The sequence below is a fragment of the Nocardia elegans NBRC 108235 genome, assembly GCF_001612845.1.
Classification (GTDB): Bacteria; Actinomycetota; Actinomycetes; order Mycobacteriales; family Mycobacteriaceae; genus Nocardia; species Nocardia nova.
The window spans coordinates 14,401-36,587 of the sequence record NZ_BDBF01000032.1; the positions used below are offsets into that span (position 1 = coordinate 14,401).

Annotated in this window: 23 protein-coding genes and 2 pseudogenes; 4 read left to right on the forward strand and 21 right to left on the reverse strand. The window is 68.5% G+C overall.

Annotated features, from left to right (window positions below; translation table 11 throughout):
* The first annotated feature begins 41 nt into the window (after positions 1-41).
* Positions 42-371 carry a hypothetical protein gene (locus NE2_RS22250; protein ID WP_063029070.1) on the forward strand — a complete coding sequence of 110 codons (330 nt, stop codon included), beginning with the start codon at positions 42-44 and terminating at the stop codon, positions 369-371.
* 60 nt (positions 372-431) lie between these two features.
* Here NE2_RS22250 and tsf read toward each other — a convergent pair whose 3' ends face one another.
* The 4 genes and pseudogenes from tsf to NE2_RS37555 form a co-directional block, all read right to left on the reverse strand.
* A complete protein-coding gene (gene tsf, locus NE2_RS22255) occupies positions 432-1,256 on the reverse strand; it encodes a translation elongation factor Ts (protein WP_063014971.1) in 825 nt (274 codons plus the stop codon).
* A 123-nt stretch (positions 1,257-1,379) separates the two neighbouring features.
* Positions 1,380-2,258: a 30S ribosomal protein S2 gene (gene rpsB, locus NE2_RS22260; RefSeq protein WP_030513085.1), complete on the reverse strand. Its 879-nt coding sequence runs from the start codon at positions 2,256-2,258 to the stop codon at positions 1,380-1,382.
* Positions 2,259-2,527: 269 nt separating this feature from the next.
* The gene (locus NE2_RS22265; RefSeq protein WP_063029073.1) at positions 2,528-2,893 is read right to left on the reverse strand and encodes a DUF202 domain-containing protein; all 366 of its coding nucleotides are present in this window, start codon (positions 2,891-2,893) and stop codon (positions 2,528-2,530) included.
* A pseudogene (locus NE2_RS37555) lies at positions 2,890-3,210 on the reverse strand (YidH family protein); the annotation flags it as partial. The gene NE2_RS22265 and the pseudogene NE2_RS37555, both read right to left, overlap by 4 nt.
* Positions 3,211-3,735: 525 nt before the next feature.
* Here NE2_RS37555 and NE2_RS35120 point away from each other — a divergent pair.
* A pseudogene (locus NE2_RS35120) lies at positions 3,736-4,185 on the forward strand (M23 family metallopeptidase); the annotation flags it as partial.
* Between the two features lie 54 nt (positions 4,186-4,239).
* Here NE2_RS35120 and NE2_RS22285 read toward each other — a convergent pair.
* The gene (locus NE2_RS22285) at positions 4,240-5,007 is read right to left on the reverse strand and encodes a siderophore-interacting protein (RefSeq protein WP_063029079.1); all 768 of its coding nucleotides are present in this window, start codon (positions 5,005-5,007) and stop codon (positions 4,240-4,242) included.
* Between the two features lie 149 nt (positions 5,008-5,156).
* On the opposite strand from NE2_RS22285, the gene NE2_RS22290 reads away from it, so the two are divergent.
* Complete coding sequence (locus tag NE2_RS22290; protein WP_063029081.1) at positions 5,157-5,669, forward strand: DUF1990 domain-containing protein; 513 nt, start codon at positions 5,157-5,159, stop codon at positions 5,667-5,669.
* Positions 5,670-5,998: 329 nt separating this feature from the next.
* On the opposite strand, the gene NE2_RS22295 is transcribed toward NE2_RS22290, so the two are convergent.
* The 16 genes from NE2_RS22295 to NE2_RS22370 all read right to left on the reverse strand — a co-directional run bounded on the left by NE2_RS22295 (position 5,999) and on the right by NE2_RS22370 (position 21,211).
* Positions 5,999-6,922: a tyrosine recombinase XerC gene (locus NE2_RS22295; RefSeq protein WP_063029083.1), complete on the reverse strand. Its 924-nt coding sequence runs from the start codon at positions 6,920-6,922 to the stop codon at positions 5,999-6,001.
* Between the two features lie 103 nt (positions 6,923-7,025).
* Positions 7,026-8,165 carry a DNA-processing protein DprA gene (gene dprA, locus NE2_RS22300; RefSeq protein WP_063029156.1) on the reverse strand — a complete coding sequence of 380 codons (1,140 nt, stop codon included), beginning with the start codon at positions 8,163-8,165 and terminating at the stop codon, positions 7,026-7,028.
* 380 nt (positions 8,166-8,545) lie between these two features.
* Positions 8,546-10,054 (reverse strand): YifB family Mg chelatase-like AAA ATPase, encoded by a 1,509-nt coding sequence (locus NE2_RS22305; protein ID WP_063029090.1) that lies wholly within the window; start codon positions 10,052-10,054, stop codon positions 8,546-8,548.
* On the reverse strand, positions 10,054-10,410 hold the full coding sequence (locus tag NE2_RS22310; RefSeq protein WP_063029092.1) for a YraN family protein: 357 nt from the start codon (positions 10,408-10,410) through the stop codon (positions 10,054-10,056). Before NE2_RS22310 ends, NE2_RS22305 begins: the two co-directional genes overlap by 1 nt.
* Positions 10,411-10,555: 145 nt before the next feature.
* Positions 10,556-10,861, reverse strand: coding sequence for a DUF2469 domain-containing protein (locus NE2_RS22315; protein WP_011210678.1), 306 nt, complete (start codon positions 10,859-10,861; stop codon positions 10,556-10,558).
* A 70-nt stretch (positions 10,862-10,931) separates the two neighbouring features.
* Positions 10,932-11,633 (reverse strand): ribonuclease HII, encoded by a 702-nt coding sequence (locus NE2_RS22320; protein ID WP_267888193.1) that lies wholly within the window; start codon positions 11,631-11,633, stop codon positions 10,932-10,934.
* 111 nt (positions 11,634-11,744) lie between these two features.
* Entirely contained in the window at positions 11,745-12,581 is an 837-nt protein-coding gene (lepB, locus tag NE2_RS22325; RefSeq protein ID WP_167356768.1) for a signal peptidase I, read from the reverse strand.
* 144 nt (positions 12,582-12,725) lie between these two features.
* Positions 12,726-13,067, reverse strand: coding sequence for a 50S ribosomal protein L19 (gene rplS / locus NE2_RS22330; RefSeq protein ID WP_030513071.1), 342 nt, complete (start codon positions 13,065-13,067; stop codon positions 12,726-12,728).
* A 177-nt stretch (positions 13,068-13,244) separates the two neighbouring features.
* Positions 13,245-14,207, reverse strand: a complete 963-nt coding sequence (locus tag NE2_RS22335) for a hypothetical protein (RefSeq protein ID WP_233429854.1) — start codon at positions 14,205-14,207, stop codon at positions 13,245-13,247.
* A 142-nt stretch (positions 14,208-14,349) separates the two neighbouring features.
* On the reverse strand, positions 14,350-16,818 hold the full coding sequence (locus NE2_RS22340; protein ID WP_084494240.1) for a Tex family protein: 2,469 nt from the start codon (positions 16,816-16,818) through the stop codon (positions 14,350-14,352).
* A 276-nt stretch (positions 16,819-17,094) separates the two neighbouring features.
* The gene (gene trmD / locus NE2_RS22345; protein ID WP_063029164.1) at positions 17,095-17,778 is read right to left on the reverse strand and encodes a tRNA (guanosine(37)-N1)-methyltransferase TrmD; all 684 of its coding nucleotides are present in this window, start codon (positions 17,776-17,778) and stop codon (positions 17,095-17,097) included.
* Between the two features lie 44 nt (positions 17,779-17,822).
* On the reverse strand, positions 17,823-18,362 hold the full coding sequence (gene rimM, locus NE2_RS22350; RefSeq protein ID WP_063029094.1) for a ribosome maturation factor RimM: 540 nt from the start codon (positions 18,360-18,362) through the stop codon (positions 17,823-17,825).
* Positions 18,363-18,605, reverse strand: a complete 243-nt coding sequence (locus tag NE2_RS22355) for an RNA-binding protein (RefSeq protein ID WP_036503663.1) — start codon at positions 18,603-18,605, stop codon at positions 18,363-18,365.
* An 81-nt stretch (positions 18,606-18,686) separates the two neighbouring features.
* Positions 18,687-19,127, reverse strand: coding sequence for a 30S ribosomal protein S16 (gene rpsP / locus NE2_RS22360; protein ID WP_062962501.1), 441 nt, complete (start codon positions 19,125-19,127; stop codon positions 18,687-18,689).
* A 320-nt stretch (positions 19,128-19,447) separates the two neighbouring features.
* A complete protein-coding gene (locus tag NE2_RS22365) occupies positions 19,448-20,548 on the reverse strand; it encodes an amidohydrolase family protein (RefSeq protein WP_373862278.1) in 1,101 nt (366 codons plus the stop codon).
* Positions 20,549-20,596: 48 nt separating this feature from the next.
* On the reverse strand, positions 20,597-21,211 hold the full coding sequence (locus tag NE2_RS22370; RefSeq protein WP_063029096.1) for a TetR/AcrR family transcriptional regulator: 615 nt from the start codon (positions 21,209-21,211) through the stop codon (positions 20,597-20,599).
* 103 nt (positions 21,212-21,314) lie between these two features.
* On the opposite strand from NE2_RS22370, the gene NE2_RS22375 reads away from it, so the two are divergent.
* Complete coding sequence (locus NE2_RS22375) at positions 21,315-22,184, forward strand: alpha/beta fold hydrolase (protein ID WP_063029098.1); 870 nt, start codon at positions 21,315-21,317, stop codon at positions 22,182-22,184.
* Positions 22,185-22,187 lie beyond the last annotated feature (3 nt).

Sequence of the window (22,187 nt, forward strand, 5' to 3'; positions counted from 1 at the left end):
CCCACTACGAAACGTTGTTGTTTCAAATAAGGTGCGGCCGCATGAAGATCACTCGCCGGACGGTTCACTTTCTCTGCGGCGCAGCGCTGCTCGGCGCCGCACCTCTCGCCGTCGTCTCTCCCGCCACGGCGGCGATCGTTCCGCTGACACCGGAGGCCCCGGCGGCGCCGGACAACCCCGGTTCCGCCACGCCGACCAGTTTCACCGGACCGATCCCGACCGGCAGCACCGAGGCCGCGTTCGGCAGCGTGGACAACAGCACGCCGATCATCAGCCTGCTCCCCGTCATACCGTTCCTGGCGAACTGGGCCATCACCGGGAGCAGCGACTGCATCATGCCGGGAACGGGCCACTGCGGCACCGGTGGCTGATCGATACCGAAAGGCCCCCGGCGCAACGGAATTCGTCGCACCGGGGGCCTTTGCGATGTATCAGGCCTGACCGACCTCGAAGCGGGCGAAGCGGGTGACCGTGACACCGGCCTCGTCCAGCAGCTGCTTGACGGTCTTCTTGCTGTCGGTGACCGACGACTGCTCCAGCAGGACGACGTCCTTGTAGAAGCCGTTCACCCGGCCCTCGACGATCTTCGGCAGCGCGGCCTCCGGCTTGCCCTCTTCCTTGGCAGTCGCCTCGGCGATCTCGCGCTCCTTGGCGACGACCTCGGCCGGGACGTCCTCGCGGGTCAGGTACTTGGCCTTCAGCGCGGCGATCTGCATCGCGGCGGCGCGAGCGACCTCAGCGGCCGCGTCGCCCTCACCCTGGTACTCGACCAGCACACCGACGGCCGGCGGCAGGTCCGAGGACCGCTTGTGCAGGTAGGTCGCGACCGGGCCCTCGAAGGATACGACGCGACGCAGCTCGAGCTTCTCGCCGATCTTGGCGGCCAGCTCCTGCACCACCTGGTCGGCGGTCTTGCCGTTGACGTCGACGGCCTTGAGCGCCTCCAGATCGGCCGGGCGCACCTTGGCGGCGGCGTCGACGATGTCGCCGGCGGTGTTCTGGAACTCGTCGTTCTTGGCGACGAAGTCGGTCTCGGAGTTGAGCTCGATCATCACGCCGTTCTGCGCGGCGACCAGACCCTCGGCCGTGGCGCGCTCGGCGCGCTTGCCGACATCCTTGGCGCCCTTGATCCGCAGAACCTCGACGGCCTTGTCGAAGTCGCCGTCGGTCTCCTCCAGGGCCTTCTTGCAGTCCATCATTCCGGAGCCGGTGAGCTCGCGGAGCCGCTTCACATCCTGGGCGGTGTAGTTCGCCATCGTGGCGAGCCTCCTCGAAGATTTACGAAAGTTGTCAGGTCTCTTAGCACCACCATGCCGACCGCTTCCGAACAGGAAGGGCCGGCAAGGTGAACAGACAATCGCGGTGGGAACCGCGCCGGATCAGAAGTCGGCCGGGGTCTTGGTGGCCGGTTCTTCCTTGAGCTCCGCCTCGGCGGCGGTCTCGACCGGAGCCTCGGCGGCAGCCTCGCCGCCCTCGGCGGCCGGGGTCGCCTGCGCCAGCAGTTCCTGCTCCCACTCGGCGAGCGGCTCGCCGGCGCCGGCTTCGGGCTTCACATCGCCCGAGGCGCGGGAGGCGCGGGCCTGCACGCCCTCGGCGACCGCGGAAGCGACGACCTTGGTGAGCAGCGCGGCCGAGCGGATCGCGTCGTCGTTACCCGGAATCGGGTAGTCGACCAGGTCGGGGTCGCAGTTGGTGTCCAGGATCGCGATAACCGGGATGTTCAGTTTGCGAGCCTCACCGACGGCGATGTGCTCCTTGTTGGTGTCGACGACCCAGATGGCCGAGGGCACCTTGGCCATATCGCGGATACCGCCGAGGGTGCGCTCCAGCTTGTTCTTCTCGCGGGTCAGCATCAAGATTTCCTTCTTGGTGCGGCCCTCGAAACCACCGGTCTGCTCCATCGCCTCGAGTTCCTTCAGGCGCTGCAGCCGCTTGTGCACGGTGGAGAAGTTGGTGAGCATGCCACCCAGCCAGCGCTGGTTGACGTAGGGCATCCCGACGCGAGTCGCCTCGGCCGCGATCGACTCCTGAGCCTGCTTCTTGGTGCCGACGAAGAGAACGGTGCCACCGTGGGCGACGGTCTCCTTGACGAACTCGTAGGCCTTGTCGATGTAGGTCAGCGTCTGCTGCAGGTCGATGATGTAGATGCCGTTGCGGTCGGTGAAGATGAACCGCTTCATCTTCGGGTTCCACCGCCGGGTCTGGTGACCGAAGTGTGCGCCGCTGTCGAGCAGCTGCTTCATGGTTACGACAGCCATAGCCGCGTATCCGCCTTTCTGTGCCGGTTGACGCAGAAACCGAGGGTCGGTCTCTGCCCTGGCGTCCGTGGCCGCCGGACCTTCCGGAAGAATTTTCGGGAGGACCAGCCGACGACACCGTGATCGGACGCGCGAAGTCGATCCGCGTACAGCGAACCGCGTGGCCAGTCTACGACCAGCGCAGGTGAGAACATAAACGGGGTGGTCAGCGCCCGGTTTCGCGGGCGGACTCAGCGGACGCCGGGCAACCCGCCGATCCGCAGATCAGCTCACAGTTGCCAACCGGGCATCGACTCCAGCAACGCCACGACGAGCGCAGCCAGCGCCACCACGCAGATCGCCACGCTCGTCGTCGACATCGCGAACCGTCCGTCGCTCCAGCTTCCCCACGCATGAGTGTGCAGGGTCCGGCTGCGCGCCACGCAGACGGTGGCCACCACCCCCAGCGCACCGATCGCCACCAGCGCGAGCACGAGCGCCGCACGGTCGCCGCTGGTCAAGGCCACGTGCAGGAACAGCAGCGCGTTGGCCATGGCCCCCACGGCGGTGCGCCACCACGACAACGCCGTCCGCTCGGCCTGCAAACCGCGATCGGCCGGCACGGCGGGCGGGCGCTTCGGCGGGATCGAGGTCATGACAGCAGCAGTCCGATGCCGGCCAGCACGGCGATCACGGCGATACCGATCGCCAGAATCGGCACCATCACCGTGTGCGGGAGCGGACGGCCCTCCCGCATCGCCGCCCCCACCATCCGCCAGCGACCGAGGGCGCCGAGTGCGATCACGGCCGCCAGCACGATGCAGCTGATCGCGAGCGCCGATCGGATGTCGTGATGCCCGAACGGCTGCACCAACTCGTGCACCGCGACCCCACCGGCGAGCAGGCCGAGGGCCGTGCGGATCCAGGCCAGGAAGGTGCGTTCACCGGCGAGGGTGAAGCGATAGTCGAGTTCGGGGCCTTCCGTCGCGTCGGACGCAGCCGGTTCGCCGCCGGTGTTCGCGCCCGCGCGGGCGGAGCGGGGCCCGGAGGGCGCCGACGATGCGGCGGCGGGCGCACCGGGCGGGTTCGAGTCCGCGGTGCGCGGGTCCGGCGGTGTGGCCGGGGCGGAGTCGGGCGTCTCGGCGCTCATGATCCGGACCACCGGCGAACGCGGTCCACGGAGGAGACGGCGGCCGGGCGGCCGCCGGTCACGCACGGGCCGATCACCCGTCTGCCGAACGAAACAACATGCGCTGCAGAGGTTCTCGGGACGGCCGTGACCGATTCGGCGGAATCACGACACGCGACCATCGATCTGCACCTTCCTCGGGCGAGTCCGGCGGGCTCGAGCGACCACCGCGGCGTCCCACCGGGAACGCGCCCTGTTCACATGCTTGCGAGTTGTCCACACACGCCGAGACCGATCTTTCCATGCCCGTCGGTTGCGGCGAGGGTGGGACGCATGCGCTGGTTGTCGAGATTTCTTCCGGGAGTGGTGATGATGGCCGTGAGCTGCGGCGGTGCGAGCGCGGCCGCCGCGCCCCCGGCCGGATTCGGCTGGCCGCTGCAGCCGCGACCGGCGGTCGTGCGCGGCTTCGACAAACCGCCGCACGACTGGCTACCGGGCCACCGCGGAGTGGATCTCGCCGGCGCCGACGGGCAGCCGGTACTCGCCGCCGGTGCCGGAATCGTCGCCTTCGCGGGTGAGGTGGGTGGCAAACCGGTCGTCTCGGTCGACCATCCGGGCGGACTGCGCACGACCTACGAGCCGGTGCGAGCGGGCGTGCCGGTCGGTCGCCGGGTCGAGCGCGGGGCGGTGCTGGGGACGCTGCAATCCGGACATGCCGGTTGTCCCGGCGTCTGTCTGCATTGGGGTCTGCGGCGTGGCCGTGATTATCTCGACCCGCTCGGCCTGGTCCGCCACGCTCCCGTGCGCCTGAAACCGGTGCGACCGCCGGCGGCCTCGGAGGCCCGCCGAGGGCCGGCAGAGGCCCGCGCCGATCTAGCGAACAGCCTCGGCGGCGGATTCCTGTTCGGACAGTTCACGTTTCCACTGCCGGAAGCCCTCCTCGGTGCGCCCGCGCCGCCAGTATCCGGAGATCGAGGCCCAATCGGCCGGCACCCCGCGCTCGGTGCGGACGTAGCGCCGCAGATCGTGCATGACCTTGTCGGCCTCGCCGTGAATGAAGACGTGCACGCGGCCTTCGCGCCAGGGCTCGGCACGGACCGCGGCGGCCAGCGCTTCGCCGGGGGCGCGATCACCACGATGCACCCACGCGAGTTCGACCGCGGCGGGGCGCGGAAAATCCAATTCGTCCGCGGGACCGGCGATTTCGACGAATACCCGGCCGAGGGCGTCGGACGGCAGGGCGGCACACGCCGCGGCGATGGCGGGCAGAGCCGCCTCGTCACCGGCCAGCAGATGCCAATCCGCCTCCGGCTTGGGGGAATACGCGCCGCCCGGCCCGAAGAGTTCGATGCGGTCGCCCGGTCGAGCCGCGGCCGCCCACGGCCCGGCGACCCCCTCGTCACCGTGGTAGACGAAATCGATCGCGATCTCCTCGGCCTCGGGGTCGACGGCGCTCACGGTGTAGGTGCGCATCGTCTCGCCGTCCGGACCGGGGAACAGCAGTTTGACGTAGGCGTCGGTGAATCCGTTGGGCTGGAAACCGATGAAACCCGGGCCGCCCAGATATACCCGGATCATGTGGTCGGTCAGGCGTCGCGTGCGCCTGACCTCGAAGGACAGCTTGGTACGAGTACGAGCCACAGTGCGATACCTCCGATATTAGGGTTACCTAAGGAAGCGTAGCACGACTTATCTCCGATAGCTCGAAGTATATCGGCGATGATGTCGAGTGGACGATCTCGCCTCGATGCGCCCTGTCGCGGCACTGTGCTGGGAGTAAGGATGGTGTTATGGCGAATTCCCCGGCCGTCGAGCCGTTCACCTATCCGGAAGTCGGAGCGACCGCCGGGGAATTCCCGCCCGGCTATCACCACTTCCGGCTACGCCGCCGCATCGGCAGCGGACGGGCGCTGTTCCAATCCGCCGGCGATCAGATCCTGGCCTATCGCATGCAGCGCGGCACCGGCATTTTCGAACACGCCGATACCCCGGTCGCCGAACCGGGAACGGCTCTGACGGTGCGACTGGGCATCGCCGGTATCGGCATCACGGCACCCTGCCGGGTGATCTACGTCGTCGACGAACCTGCCCGCCGCGGCTTCGCCTACGGCACCCTGCCGGGCCACCCGGAAATCGGCGAGGAACTCTTCGCGGTGGAATACGACCCCGCCGACGAGACGGTCTACGGCGTGGTGGCCGCCTTCTCGCGTCCCGCCGCCTGGTACACGAAACTCGGCGGCCCCATGGTTCGTGCGGTGCAGCACTTCATCGCGGGCCGCTACATCGACGCCATCCGGCCGTAGACGACTTCCGTAATCAGCCCGGCGGGCATGCGCGGCGATTTTCGGATCGGCGATAAGGACGTCACATCGGCGGGCGACACCGCGGCGCGGATCGGCTCGCCGGTCTCGGCGGAGCGTGAGACATAACGCGCCCGACACAGACCGGCACCCTCGCGTCGCGACGACACCCACGAAACCGGCCACTGGTCGCGCAGAGGAAATATCTCTGCACGACAACGTGTTCCGGCCCGGCAGCTCAGCCGAACACGGCCACCCCCGGTGGGGCCACGGCCGCCCTACAGCGAGGCCACGGTCGCACCGCGCCGCCGCCTCGGCCGGCAATTCCGCCCTCAGGCGCGAGGATGGGCTTGGTCGTGCACCCGCTTCAGCCGTTCGATCGAGACGTGGGTGTAGAGCTGGGTGGTCGCCATACTGGCGTGGCCGAGTAGTTCCTGGACCACACGCAGGTCGGCTCCGCCTTCCAGCAGATGGGTTGCGGCGGTGTGGCGCAGGCCGTGCGGACCCAGGTCCGGGGCTCCCGGTACGGCCGAAACAACTTCGTGGACAACGGTTCTGGCCTGACGCTGGTTCAGTCGACGCCCCCGCCGACCGAGCAGCAGCGCTCGCCCCGATTCGGCGGTGGCCAGGTGCGGGCGCCCGAAGTTCAGCCAATTCTCCAGCGCCCGGTCGGCGGGCAGGCCGAACGGCACCGAGCGCTCCTTGTTGCCCTTGCCCAATACCCGGACCAGCCTCCTGCCCCGGTCCACGTCATCGATGTCGAGTCCGCACAGTTCGCTGACCCGGATTCCGGTGGCGTACAACATCTCCACGACGAGCCGATCCCGCAGAGCCATCGGGTCACGCTGCGCCGCACCGGATTCCGCGGCGTTCATGGCCGCATCGGCCTGATCCCTGCCCAGCACGGCGGGCAGCGCCCGGTGTGCACGGGCCGAGCCCAGCCGCGGACCGGGATCGGCCGCGAGGCGGCCGGTGTGGGTCAGCCAGGCGGTGAACGTCCGCGCCGCCGAGGCACGGCGCGCCATCGTGGTCCGGGCGGCGCCCCCGGCCGATTGTTCGGCCAGCCACGATCGCAACAGCGGCAGATCGATCTCTCCCACCGCGGCATCGGGCGACCGGGCACACAGATGCTCCAGCAGGGATCGCGCATCCCCGAGATAGGCCCGCACCGTGTGCGCGGACCGGTTGCGTCCCAGCAGCAGATGCCGTTCGTACTGCTCGAGCAGATCCACGAGATCGCCCGGTAATCCGTTCATTTCTCCACGTTCACCGGCGCCCGGCCCGCGCGCAAGCCACCGCGCCGACAGCAGTGTGGAAGGACCCGCAGATCACTGCCGAGGATGCACGTCGTATTCGCGTTCACGCCTCCTTTCGCACGGTGCGGAACCATCCCGAACTGTCCGACCCGACCAGCCCGGCGACCTCGAGGGCGACCAGTGCCGCGCGCACCGCGTGGATGGCGAGGCCGCTCTCGTCGGCGATCTGTTTCGGCAGGCGCGAACCGGCCACCGGCAGTTCGGCGAAGACGGCCGCCTGGTCCCCGGCTAGATCGGCACCGGCTTCGCTGCTCCCAGGCAGCGACAGTCGCAGCGGTCCGACCTCGTCGTGGATTTCGTCGACCCGAGTGACGAGAATCGCTTCGCGGTCGCGGATCATCCGGTGGCAGCCGACCGACGCCGCGGCGGTGATCGGCCCCGGCACCGCGAGGGCCGGACGGCCAAGGCGCCGCGCCCATTTCGCGGTATTGCGCGCACCGCTGCGCATGCCCGCCTCGACGACCAGCACCCCGTCGGACAGGGCGGCGATCAAACGGTTCCGGGCCAGGAACCGGTGTTTGTGAGCGGCTGCGCCGGGCGGATATTCGCTCACCACCACACCCGTTTCGGCGATCTCGGCCAAGAGGCGTTCGTGCTGAGCGGGATAGGGCCGGTCGATCCCGCAGGCCAGCACGGCGATGGTGTTGCCGCCGACGGCCAGCGCCGCGCGATGCGCCATCCCGTCGATGCCGAAGGCGGCACCGGACACGATCGTCCAGCCGTGCGCGGCCAGTTCGCCCGCGAGTTCGGCGGTGACCTGTTCGCCGTATCCCGAGGAGGAGCGAGCGCCGACCACGGCGATGGCCTGTTCGGTGTACTGCTGCAACGACAACGGACCGCGGGCCCACAACACCAGCGGCACCGCGGCGTCGGCGTCGCGCGCCGGATCGAGCTGCGTCAGGCCCAGCAGGCGCCACTGCGGCCACTCCGGATCGTCCGGCGTGATCACCCGTCCGCCGATGCGCGCCATCAGCTCGAGATCGCGCTCGGCACGGTCGATGTCGCGCCGGCGTTCGGTCGGACCGCGCAGCGATGCGGGCAGATCGCATTCCCGCACCGCACGTGCGGCCTCCACCACGCCGACTCGTGCGATGAGCGCCGACAATGCCGGACACGGGCCCTCCACCACACGGGACAGATAGACCCATGCCAGCCGCTGTTCGTCCGCGGCGACGGTGACCAGCGACGCGACACCACCACCCGCATCGCCGCCCCCGTCGACGCTGTGACCGGTCACCGCCACACCTCCGACTCGCCGCGGAAGCGGCCCGCATGTCGCGGGTGGTGCCGCGGAACCGGACAGGCCACCGTCGCGGTCGTGTCGTCGCCCGACCTTCGAAATACACTGTGGCTCTCCGCTCGTTCCCGACTCCGATCGCGCTGGGCGACCACTGTCCCCACGCGGCACATCGATCTACGGATCATCAAGTCCCTCCCTAACTGCGCATTCGGTCATCCGTACCCGCGCTGACGCTGACGCCCACGCCCACGCCCACGCCCACGCCCACGCCCACGCCCACGCCCACGCCCATACGATGGACGCCGACTGGCACACTCGACGCTTCAGGACACGCCGCGTTGCCGAAAGTTCAACGCCTGCAGCACATCCTGCGCCGACGGCACTTCTCCCCCGCGTAGGTCGCAGACGGTCCAGGCGACTCGGATCGCCCGGTCCGCACCCCGGGCGGACATCCGGCCCTGGCGCAACGCGCTCTCCACCGGCGCCACCGCATCGGCCGGCAGCCGGAAGCGCTGGCGCAGCACATGTCCCGGTACCTCGGCGTTGGCGGTCCACCCGTACTCGGACCAGCGCCGCGCCGCGGCCCGGCGCGCCAGCTCGACCCGTTCCCGCACGACCACACTGGATTCGGCGTCGGAGGGCGTGAACGTCCCGGCGGCGTGCGCATGCATCTGGACCCAGATGTCGATGCGATCCATGAGCGGGCCGGACAGTTTGCCCAGATACCTGCGGCGGGCCAGCGGTGCACAGATGCAGTCGACGTCGCGGGCCGGAGCGCACGGACACGGATTCGCCGCCAGAATGAGCTGGAATCGCGCCGGGTATCGCGCCACGCCGTCGCGGCGGGCAATGCGAACCTCACCCTCCTCCAACGGGGTTCGCAACGCCTCCAGCACCTTGGCGCCGATTTCGGCACATTCGTCGAGGAAGAGGACACCGCGATGCGCCCGGCTGACGGCACCCGGCCGTGCGGATCCGGAACCACCGCCGACCATCGCCGATACCGAGGTCGAATGGTGCGGTGCCACGAACGGTGCCGTCGTGATGAGCGGATGTTCGTCCGACAGCGTCCCGGCCACCGAATGGATGGCGGTGACCTCCAGCGACTCCGATTCCGTCAACGCCGGCAGCAGCCCCGGAAGCCGTTGCGCCAACATGGTTTTGCCGATGCCGGGCGGGCCGGTCAGCAACAGATGGTGGCCGCCGGCCGCGGCCACCTCCAATGCCCAGCGGGCCTCGTCCTGTCCGACCACCTCGTTGAGATCGCCGATACTTCGCCGCGGCGCGGTGTAGCTACCGTCCGGCGCCGACAGTTCGCCCTCACCACGCAACCAGTCGATCAGTGCGCGCAGTGTCGGCGCCCCGAGCACGGTGATCCCGTCCACCAGCCCGGCCTCACCGAGCACCGACTCGGGCACCACGACGGTCCTGCGACCGGCGGTCCGCGCCGCCAGTACGGCGGGAAGAATGCCCCGCACCCGCCGCACCCGGCCGTCGAGGGCCAGTTCGCCGAGTAGGACCGTACCGGCGAGCTTCGACCCCGGTACCGAATCACCGGCGTGCAGCACGGCAGCGGCCAATGCCAGGTCGTACACGCTGCCGACCTTCGGCAACGTGGCGGGCGACAGGGCGAGAATGACGCGGCCGTCGGGCCACTTCTCCCCCGAGTTCGCGACCGCGGCCCGGACCCGGTCCCGCGATTCCTGCAAGGTGGTGTCCGGGCGCCCGACCAGATGGACCGACGGCAATCCCTGCCCGATATCGGCCTCGATCTCGACGAGTTGTCCGTCCACCCCGGTCACGGCCACCGAATGAGCGCGTCCCAGGGCCATCAGAACGCCGCCCGGACGTGCTCTATCCGCGGGTCCCGGCCGGGGAGCAGCAGGACCGACACCACATCGAAGCGGACCCGCCGCCACGGTCCGCTCTGTTCGGCCAGCCACAGCAGCGCGAGCCGGCGAATACGCTGTTGTTTGGCGAAGGTCACCGCCTCGGCCGGTGTGCCGAACCCCAGCCCGGAACGGGTCTTGACCTCGACGAAGGCCGTGGTGTCCGCTTCCCGTGCGATGAGATCCAATTCGCCGTAGCGACACCGCCAATTTCGTTCGACGACCTGTATCCCGGCCTCCTGCAGGAACTGCGCGGCCAGTTCTTCTCCGTGGGCGCCGAGCGCCAGATTGTGTGCCACCCGCTCAGCATGCCGTCGGCGAAACTACGGTCCGCCGGTCTCACCTGCGGAAACAGAAAGCCTGTGGATGAACCCCGAGCTGTGGATCACCAGCCGGGCCGGCGACCGATCTCTCCAGGTCGGGCCCGCTCTCGCTACCTGCGCGCTATTCGGGGAGGCGCAGGTCCGGCTTCTCCAGTTCCTCGATGTTCACGTCCTTGAACGTGATCACGCGGACGTGCTTGACGAAGCGGGCGGGACGATACATATCCCACACCCACGCATCCGACATCCGCACCTCGAAATACACCTCACCGTCGGCGTTCTGCGGGCGCAACTCGACAGAATTGGCCAGATAGAAGCGGCGTTCGGTCTCGACGACGTACGAAAATTGACCGACGATGTCCTTGTACTCGCGATACAGCGAGAGTTCCATCTCGGTTTCGTACTTCTCGAGGTCCTCGGCGCTCATGCCTCGCTCCGCTCGCTCATCGGGTGGAATATCCTCCTCTATCGCCACGAACGCGTGTAGCGTGCTCACATCATCCCGCATGGGCGGTGTCGGCAGCCACTCGCCCGGTCTCCGCGGCCTCGGTGCCCCGGACGTTGCGCCACGACCGGCGGTGTTCGTCACTGGGCCCGAGCCGCTCCAGCGCCGCCAGATGCTCGGGCGTGTTGTACCCCTTGTGCGCAGCGAAGCCGTATCCGGGCAGGTCACGGTCCATCTCGACCATGATGCGGTCGCGCGTCACCTTGGCGAGGATGCTGGCCGCGGCGATACAGGCCGCCGCCGCGTCACCACCGATCACCGGCAGCGACGGGACGCTGATACCCGGCACCCGGAAGCCGTCGGTGAGTACGTAGCCGGGCCGCACCTCCAGACCCGCCACCGCCCGGCGCATGCCCTCGATATTGGCGACATGGATGCCGATCGCGTCGATCTCCCACGCGGGAATCACCACGACCTTCCAGGCCAGCGCCCGGCGCACGATCACCGGATACAGCTGCTCGCGCACGGCTTCGGTCAGCTTCTTCGAATCGTCCAGTCCCGCAAGGGAATCGTAGGCCTTGGGCGCGAGCAGACAGGCCGCGACCACGAGCGGACCGGCGCAGCACCCCCGGCCCGCCTCGTCGACACCCGCGACCGGACCGAGACCACTGCGGATCAGCGCCGCTTCCAGCGTGCGCAGGCCACCGGCTCGCCGCATCACCACTCGCGGCGGCCAGTCTCCTGTGCGAACCACCGGCCGGATGATCTTGCCGCCCTTACCGTTGCGCGTCGTGCGTCGCGATGTCTCCGCCACTGCACCTACCGTTCGACTATCCCGTGACTCGATTATCTCGCGCCGCGCGCCTCAGTTCGTCTGCGGATTCTGTGACCGGACCGGGCCGATCCGGCTCGGCGGCCAGATTTTGAACACCGCCTTACCGCGCACTGCGTCGATCGGCACGGTGCCGGAGTACTCGTCGTCGACATGGGCGCGCGAGTCCGCGGATTCGTTGCGGTTGTCGCCCATCACCCACAGATTGCCTTCGGGCACCTTCACCGGGCCGAATTCGCGGCCGCGCGGGTCGATCGACAGCCCGCCGGCCACCTTGGTCGCATAGGCCAGCCCCGGCTGATAGGGGTAGATGTAGTGCGCGTACGGCTCGTCGAGCGGTTTACCGTCGACCATCACCCGGCCCTGCGCATCGCAGCACTGCACGGTCTGGCCGCCGGTCGCGATCACGCGCTTGACCAAGTCGTTCTCATCCGGCGGCACCAGTCCGAAGAACGAGAAGAAGTTCTGCACGCCGCGCACGACGACATTGCTGGAGCGGTTGGAGTGGTAGGACTTGTTCCACGAACCGCTCGGGCCGACGAATACCACGACGTCGCCAGGCTTGGGATCACCGAAGTCGTAGCTCAGCTTCTCGACATAGATCCGGTCGCCCGTGCAGCCGGTGCAGCCGTGCAGCGTCGGTTCCATCGACTGTGACGGGATCACATACGGCCGGCCGATGAAATTCACCACCAGCGCCGCGATCACGGCGGCGATGACGATCAGGATCGGCAGTTCCTGCCAGAAGGGCCGCTGCTTCCGCTTGCGCCTGCCGCGCCGGCTGCGCGATGCGGACTCGTCTTTGCGTTCGCCACCGGCACGTTTGTCATCGGCTCCGGGCACCGCCACCGACTCGCTTTCGTCTGCCACGCCGAACAGGTTATCCCGCAGCCATGTTCGTCGTCGCCCCGGCGCACCCTGCGTGCCGAGAAGGCGGGCATATCCCGGCCGGTAAAAGGAAAACCCCCGGTCGCGAGGACCGGGGGCGGGCGTGAACGGGCAGAGCCCTGATGTTCAGCGCTTCTCCTTGATCTTGGCGGCCTTGCCGCGCAGATCGCGCAGGTAGTACAGCTTGGCCCGGCGGACGTCACCGCGGGTCACCACATCGATGTGGTCGATGTTGGGGCTGTGTACCGGGAAGGTGCGCTCGACACCCACGCCGAACGACACCTTGCGCACGGTGAAGGTCTCGCGGATGCCGCCGCCCTGGCGGCGGATGACCGCACCCTTGAAGACCTGGATGCGCTCCTTGTTACCTTCGATAACCTTCACGTGCACGTTCACCGTGTCACCCGGGCGGAAGTCCGGGATATCGGTGCGCAGCGACTTTTCGTCGACGAAGTCGAGGGTGTTCATTTCCGTCCTTTTGGAAGTTCGCGTGAACAGAGGAACCTGGCGGCAACTGCTCGGCCGGTTCGTGCTCCGGATATTGGGCGGTGCGCCGGGTCGAAATGCGCCCAGAGCAACCTGAGCATTGTGCCAGATCAGACCGCTGCGGGAAAAATCGCCCCCGGAGTCCGCGCCTGCCCGGCGTCAATGTCCGGTGTGCTGAGGGTGCGCCGCCGTCAGGTCGCCCGCGTCGGCCGGTCCCGGCGTATCCGCCGGTGGCGGCGCGTCGGCAGGGCCGGTGCGGTCCGGTCCGTCGTGCATGGTGGCCCGCATCGCTCTGGTCCGCAGGTGGGCGGGCGGAGCGGGGACCACGGTACGCGCCAATTCTTCCTCGGCCGCACTGCGGACGTGCGCGACATCGGGTTTGCCGGCGACCAGATCCTGCACGAAGATCTTGGCCCGGATCACCGGCCGCCGGTACCGGCGTTCGCGCACCACCGCCCGGTACATCAGGCGGCGGCGCTCGCCATAGCGCCAGCGCGCCCACGGCGCACCCGGCCGGCTCAGCCGCAGTGCGCCCACGACCAGCAGCGGCAGGAAGAACATGCCGAACAATCCGGTCCAGATCTTGCCCTTGGCGATGACGATCGCGGCCAGCACCAGATTCACCAGCGCGAAGATGCCGAGGAAACTGCGTCCCGCGACACTGTTGTCGTGCCGGATGTCGTTGACGTCGAGCAGCCACAGCGGGTGGAAGCCGAGCAACAGCAACCCGGTGACGGCGACCGCGACGAACACCGCATCGACGGAGGTGCGTCCCTGTTCCTCCCAGTACACGTCGCGCAGGTAATAGATCAGCGCGAATTCGTCGAGCACCAGCGCCGCGCCGACACCGAAGGTCGAGGCGAGCGCGGAGATCGTGCCGACCCCGCTGTTGTAGGTCGCGACCAAACCCAGTCCCGACGCCAGAACCAGCACCACCCCGAACACCATGTGGTGAATGTGCACGTTGCCGGCGCGCAGGTTGCCCGGCCACCAGCGCACCTGCTTGCGAATCATCCGCACACTGAGCCGGATCAGCAGGAATCCGACGATGAAGCCGAGCAGGAAGCACAGCAACGGCAGGCGTCCCTCCGCGAGGATCGCGTCGTCGAACCAGCGCCGCACAGCCGTCGTCCCCTCATTCGGAACCGGGGTCGGGATAGTGATGCCCCGCGAGGCCGATCATCGAGACCTGACCCCGCGACTCCATTGTCCCGTACCCGGCCGCCGCGGTCGGGGCAAACCCGAATGCGGCGGCCGCCGAGGCTTACCGCCCGAAACCGGCGCGGCGCAGCGCATCCGCCATCGAGCCCGACGGTTCGGGCGCGCTGCGACGCTGCTGATTTCGGCCCTGTCCCTTGTTCTGGCCGCCACCACGGTTCTGTCCGCCGCGATCCTGCCCTCCCCGATCCTGGCCGCCGCGGCCCTGATTGCCCTGGCCGCCGCGCGGCTGACCACCCCGGTTCTGCCCGCCGCGCTGACCCGCGCCGCCCTTCTCGGCTTTGCCCGTGCCGGGCTCGTCGTCCAGACGCAGGCTCAGGCCGATGCGCTGACGGGCGACGTCGACCTCCAGCACCTTCACCTTCACCACGTCACCGGATTTCACGATCTCGCGGGGATCGCGGACGAACGAATGCGACATGGCCGAGACGTGGACGAGACCGTCCTGATGGACACCCACATCGACGAAGGCGCCGAAGGCGGCCACGTTCGTCACCACACCTTCGAGCACCATGCCGGGTTCGAGGTCGGCGACCTTTTCCACGCCGGCGGCGAATTCGGCGGTCTTGAACTCCGGGCGCGGGTCACGGCCGGGCTTCTCGAGTTCGGCGATGATGTCGGTGACGGTCGGCACACCGAATTTCTCGTCGGTGAATTCGCCCGGCCGCAGTGCCCGCAGGGCCGAGGTGTTGCCGATCAGGCCGGGCACATCGCGTCCGGTCGCCTCCAGGATCCGGCGCACCACCGGATAGGCCTCGGGGTGCACGGCCGAGGAGTCCAGCGGGTCGTCGCCGCCGCGGATGCGCAGGAAGCCCGCGCACTGTTCGAATGCCTTGGGGCCCAGCCGCGGAACCTCCAGCAGCGCGGTGCGGCTGCGGAACGGGCCGTTCTGATCGCGATGCGCGACAATCGATTCCGCGACCGAGGAGGCGATGCCGGAGACGCGGGACAGCAGCGGCACGGAGGCGGTGTTGACGTCGACACCGACCGCGTTCACCGCGTCCTCGACCACCGCGCCCAGCGACCGGGCCAGCAGGGTCTCGGAGACGTCGTGCTGGTACTGGCCGACGCCGATGGACTTCGGCTCGATCTTCACCAGTTCGGCCAGCGGATCCTGCAGCCGGCGCGCGATCGAGACCGCGCCGCGCAGCGAGACGTCCAGTTCCGGCAGTTCCTGCGAGGCGTACGCGGAGGCGGAATACACCGAGGCGCCCGCTTCCGAGACCACGATCTTGGTCGGCTTCCGCGCACCGGGCGTCGCACCGATCCGCGAAATCAATTCCGCGGCAAGGGCATCGGTCTCCCGGGAAGCGGTGCCGTTGCCGATCGCGATGAGCTCCACGTCGAACCGCGCCACCAGCGCCCCGAGCACCGCCAGCGACTTCTCCGTCTGGCCCTGCGGTTTGTGCGGATAGATCGTCTCGGTGGCCACCACCTTGCCGGTGCCGTCCACCACGGCCACCTTCACGCCGGTGCGGTAGCCCGGGTCCAGGCCCATGGTGGTGCGGGTGCCGGCGGGTGCGGCGAGCAGCAGGTCACGCAGGTTGGCGGCGAAGATGTCGACGGCGTCTTTCTCGGCGGACTGCCGCAACCGCATCCGGATATCGATCCCGAGGCTGACCTGCAGTTTGGTCCGCCACGCCCAGCGCACGGTGTCGAGCAACCAGGAGTCGGCCGGGCGCCCCTGGTCGGCGATGCCGAACTTGTGCGCGATCCGGCCCTCGTAGATGGTGCGCTGCCCCGGCTCCGGTTCCTCGGTATCGGGTTCGAGCGACAGGCTCAGCACGTCTTCCTTCTCACCGCGCAGCAGGGCCAGGATGCGGTGCGAGGGCAGTTTGGCGAACGGTTCGCTGAACTCGAAGTAGTCGGCGAATTTGGCCCCGGCCTCTTCCTTGCCGGTCCGGACCCGCGAGGTCACCTGGCCGCGCTCCCACATCAATTCGCGCAGTTCACCGACGAGGTCGGCGTCTTCGGCGAATCGCTCGACCAGAATCGCGCGGGCACCGTCGAGTTGTTCGGCGGTGTAGCCGGACGGATCGGTGGTGGGGTCGCCGATGAGGGCGTCCGCGACCGGTTCGTGTCCGGCCTCGCGGGCGATCTGCGCCTTGGTGCGCCGCTTCGGCTTGTAGGGCAGGTAGATGTCCTCGAGGCGGGCCTTGGTCTCCGCGAGCATGATCTGCTGTTCCAGCGCGGCATCCAACTTGCCCTGTCCGCGAATGGATTCCAGGATCGAGTTCCGGCGCTCGTCGAGTTCGCGCAGGTAGTGCAGCCGCTCCTCCAGTTGCCGCAGCTGCGCGTCGTCGAGCCCGCCGGTCACCTCCTTGCGGTAGCGGGCGATGAACGGCACGGTCGACCCGCCGTCGAGCAGCTCTACGGCGGCACGGACCTGTTCGTCACGGACCGAGAGCTCCTCGGCGATCCGCCTGCCGACACTGGCCAGGCGGACCTTTCCAGGGGCGGCGGCTTCCGCGCCGGTGGTTGCTTCGGTGCTGACGGGTTCGGAGGCTGTCGTCACGCTGGCTGACACTACCGTCGGCCTCCGACAGCGGACCAGGTGGAGCGCCCGGTGCGCACGCAGCCGCACCCGGTGCCGACGCGCCGCGAAGGGAAATGGCCGAAAACCGGCTGGCCACAGCCTCGCCGGCCTCGTGACTGCCGGCGAACTCGGCAACCCCGGCGACCACACATCCGCACCCTGTCACGGGCGCGTCGGCCACGTCCGGCACGCGATGCGGCGACACGGCGAATGCGACGCCTCGACCGGTGAAGTCCTGTCGCGCAGAGTTTTCGGCTACTCCGGCGGCAGCAGATCCGGGCGGCGCTCCCGGGTGCGCCGCAGTGACTGTTCACGGCGCCACGCGTCGATGCGCGCGTGATTGCCCGACAGCAGAATCTCGGGCACATCGAGTCCGCGCCAGTTCACCGGCCGGGTGTAGCTGGGGCCTTCGAGCAGCCCGTCGGAGAACGAATCCTGTTGGTGGGAGGCCTGATTGCCCAGGACGCCGGGGATCAGGCGCACCACCGCCTCGGCCATCACCAGCACGGCGGCTTCCCCGCCGATCAGGACGTAGTCGCCGATGCTGACCTCTTCCACCCGGACCCGGCGGGCGGCATCGTCGAAGACGCGCTGATCGATCCCCTCGTAGCGGCCGCAGGCGAAGACCAGATGCGATTCGGCGGACCAGCGCTGGGCGGTTTCCTGGGTGAACGGCACTCCGGCCGGGGTCGGCACGACGAGCAACGCCTCGTCCGGGCACACCTCGTCGAGCGCGTCACCCCAGACGACGGGTTTCATGACCATGCCCGGCCCGCCGCCGTAGGGAGCGTCGTCGACCGACTGATGCACGTCGTGGGTCCAGCGCCGCAGATTGTGCACGCCGAGCTCGACGATGCCCTTCTCGATCGCCTTGCCCAGCAACGCCGTCCGCAGCGGCTCGAGATATTCGGGGAAGATGGTGACGACGTCGATGCGCAGAGCTGACGAGCGCTGCGCGGGATCGTCGGCTCCGGTGCCCATCGCTACTCCTCGTCCAGCAGGCCTTCGGGTGGGTCGATCACGATCAGGCCCTCGGCGATCGACACGGTCGGCACGATCGCGGTCACGAAGGGCACCAGGATTTCCCGGCCGGCACGCCCGCCGGCGCCCGCACCGGCCCGGATCGACAGCAGTTCGCCCGCGGCCGAATGCAAGACCTCGTTCACGGTGCCGATCTCGGTGCCGTCCGCGAGCCGCACGCTCAGACCTTCGAGTTCGTGGTCGTAGAACTCGTCGGGATCCTCCGACGGCGGGAGTTCCGCGGTATCGACGAGAAACAGAGTGCCGCGCAACGCATCCGCGGCGCTACGGTCGCCGATACCCTCGAGACGAACGAGAAGCCGGCCCGAATGCTCTCGGGCCGACTCCACCGTGAATATGTCCACCGCCTCGCTTCTCGGCGCCCGGCCACGCAGGCGGGCGCCGGGAGCGAAGCGGAGTTCGGGTTCGTCGGTACGTACCTCGACCACGAGTTCGCCGCGCACACCGTGCGATTTGGCGACCCGCCCGACTACCAGTTCCATCTACTGATCGGTATCGACCACGTCGACCCGGATACCGCGGCCACCGATGCCGGCGACCAGGGTGCGCAGCGCGGTCGCGGTACGACCGCCGCGGCCGATCACCTTGCCCAGGTCATCGGGGTGGACGTGGACCTCGACGGTGCGTCCACGCCGGCTGGTGATCAGATCGACGCGCACGTCGTCCGGATTGGCGACGATGCCGCGCACCAGATGCTCGACGGCATCGGCGACGACCGCACTCATGCCTCCACCTCGCTGGCGCTCGGTTCCGGCATGACTGCGGTGGCAGCTGTGCCGTTGGTTCGCTCGCTGCGCTCGCTCACGTTACTCGGCAGCCTCGGTCGCGGCCTCGGCCTCACCCTCGCCCTCGGCGGCCTTGGACTTCTTCTTCTTGGGGGTGACGGCCTCGGCGACCGGCTCGCTGTCGGCGGCGGCCAGGGCAGCGTTGAACAGGTCCAGCTTGCTCGGCTTGGCGGCCTTGACCTTCAGGGTGCCCTCGGCGCCCGGCAGGCCCTTGAACTTCTGCCAGTCGCCGGTGATCTCCAGCAGACGCTTGACCGGCTCGGTCGGCTGCGCGCCGACGCCCAGCCAGTACTGCACGCGCTCGGAGTCGACCTCGATCAGCGAGGGCTCTTCCTTCGGGTGGTACTTGCCGACGTTCTCGATGGCGCGGCCGTCGCGGCGGGTGCGCGCATCGGCGACGACGATGCGGTACTGGGGGTTGCGGATCTTGCCCAGACGGGTCAGCTTGATCTTGACAGCCATGGCTGTATCAATGCCTTTCGATGGCGGCCGCCCGAGGGCAGCCTGAGTGGTCACGGCGCAATTCAGCGGCCCGCACGGGGTGCGGACCCGGTTTTGCGTTGAGTGTGTGACCGCCGCGCGGTACGTAACCGGAGACGGGCTGACACTGTCCTCGAATACGGAATCGCGAGCGAGTCGCGGTCGTCGACGAGGACGGTCGTTCATTGTGCCAGACGCGCCCGCGCCCGGAGAAATCGCCCCGAATCGAGCGGGCCGTTTCCCCGAGCACGCGCAGGTCGGTGACCAGCGCCATTGCCAGGCAGTTCGTCGCCCCGACTGCCCTACCGGTGTCCGGTGACCGGATCCCGGCCCGGGTACACCCGGCCGCGCAGGACGACGTGGGCCGGGGCGTCGAGCGCATCGCGACTCGACCGCGGATCGGTGCGGTAGACGACGAAATCGGCCGGTGCGCCGGCCTCGATACCCGGTCGGCCGAGCCACTCCCGGGCCCGCCACGAGGCCGCGGCCAGCGCCTCGTGCCGCGACAGCCCGGCACCGGCCAGCGCGTCGATCTCGTCGGCGATGCGGCCGTGCCGGATCGAACCGCCGGCGTCGGTGCCGGTGTAGATCGGCACCCCCGCCGCGTGGGCGTCGGCGACGGTGTCGCGGACCCGGCGGTGCAGATCGCGCATATGGGCGGCGTAGACCGGGAATTTGGTCGCGCTGTCGGCGATATCGGGGAAGGTGTCGATATTCACCAGCGTGGGCACCAGCGCGGTGCCGTGTTCGGCCATCATCTCGATGGTGTCGGCGGTGAGTCCGGTGCCGTGCTCGAGACAGTCGATTCCGGCGCTGATCAGGCCGGGCAGCGCGTCTTCGCCGAAGACGTGCGCGGTGACGCGGGCGCCTTCCCGGTGCGCGGCGTCGATGGCCTCCTTCAGGATCGCGTCGCTCCACAGCGGCCGCAGGTCACCCGCGGAGCGATCGATCCAGTCGCCGACGATCTTGACCCAGCCGTCGCCGAAACGAGCCTGTTCGGCGACGATATCGGGCAGATCGCGCTCGTCGTCCAGTTCGATGCCCAGTTCGCGGATATACCGCTTGGGACGGGCGATGTGGCGGCCGGCCCGGATGATCTTCGGCAGTTCGTGATGATCGTCGATGAAGCGGGTGTCGATGGGCGATCCGGCATCGCGCAGCAGCAGCGCACCCGCATCGCGTTCCACCTCCGCCTGCGCGATCGCGCCCTCGCGATCCTCGTGCCCGCCGCCGTAGCGAATGCCGACATGGCAGTGTGCGTCGACCAGCCCCGGCACGATCCACCCTGTGTCACACACGGTTTCGGCGTCACGCACCGGTTCGAAGGAGATCACCCCGTCGCGGACCCAGAGGTCGCGCACCTCGTCGCCGGGAAGGACCACCCCACGCAGATGCATCCGCATATCGCTCCTCACCACATCGCCGGAAGCCGATCGCCGCCCGGTCCCAACCTACCGGGACTTCCGCGGCGAGGCCGGTCGGCGATAGTCGTTGCCTTGTTCGCCGACGGGGTGGGCCGCGCGCAGCAGGATGTCGGCGACGGCTCGCGCCTGTCGCGCCACCTCGGGGTCGTCGTGCATCGCGGCCGTGACCATCGCGCCGTTGGCGATGATCAGCAACTGGTCGGCCACGGATTCGGGCAGCGCACAGTCGGTCACCAGATCAGCCAGATAGTCACGCACGGCACGCTTGTGCCGGGCGGCGATCCGGCCGACTTCGTCGGACGTGCCGCCCAGTTCCCCCACCGTATTGATGAACAGGCAGCCGCGGAAATCGGGCCCGCTGAACCACTCGTACAGGAAGTCGAACACCGCGAGCACCCGTTCCCGGGGAGTGCTCGCGTTGTCGTCGACGTACCGCGCGAGCGCGGTGCGCACGTCGTTGTCGCGCCGCGTCAAGACCGCGTGCACGAGATCGGACTTCGACGGAAAGTCGCGATAGAGCCGTTTCAGCGGCACATCCGCAGCATCTCGGATCGCGTCCATACCGACGCCCTGAATTCCGCGTTCGTTGAACAGTCGGTCGGCCGCGTCGAGGACCCGCGCGGCATCCGCTTCACCCTGCACAACCGTCTCCCTTGCGTGAGAACCATCGTTCTCATATGCTACCCGAGTTCGCTGAGAACGATCGTTCTCTCGGTGACAAATCTTCCGATCGAAAGGAATCACCATGTCTGCCTTCGCCACCCGACAGCACACGACAACGGCCCGTGGACTCGAGGTGTTCTATCGGGAAGCCGGAAATCCGGACCGTCCGACCCTCGTGCTGCTGCACGGCTTCCCGTCCAGCTCGCACATGTTCCGCCACCTCATGTCCGAGCTGTCCGACGAGTTCCACCTCTTAGCGCCGGACTTCATCGGATTCGGCAACTCGGCCGCGCCGGGCGTGAACGAATTCGACTACAGCTTCGACCAGCTCGCCGACGTCACCGAAGAGCTACTCGATCAGCTGGGCGTGCGGCGGTTCTCGCTCTACATCCAGGATTACGGCGCACCGGTCGGGCTGCGGATCGCAAGCCGCAATCCGGAGCGGGTGACGGCGCTGATCTCGCAGAGCGGCAACGCGTACCTCGAAGGCTTCACCCCGTTCTGGGATGTCCTGTTCGCCCATGCGAAGGACCGGGCAGCCAACGAAGCGGCGGTCCGAGAACTGTTGGAGCCCACGTGGACTCAATGGCAGTACACCCACGGCGTACCCGCCGACCGGATGGACCGGCTGGCTCCGGAAGCCTGGCAACTCGACCAGGCCAAGCTGGATCGGCCCGGCAACGACGCGATTCAACTGCAGTTGTTCTGGGATTACCAGTTCAATCTGGACCGGTATCCCGCCTATCAGCAGTACTTCCGCACCCACCAGCCTCCGACCCTGATCACCTGGGGTCGTAACGACGAGGTGTTCGGTGCCGCCGGGGCAGAGGCCTACCTGCGTGATCTACCGAATGCCGAGCTGCATCTGCTCGACGCCGGACATTTCGCACTGGAGACACACGGCGACGAGATAGCGGCATACATCCGCGACTTCCTCCGGCGCGCACTATGACAT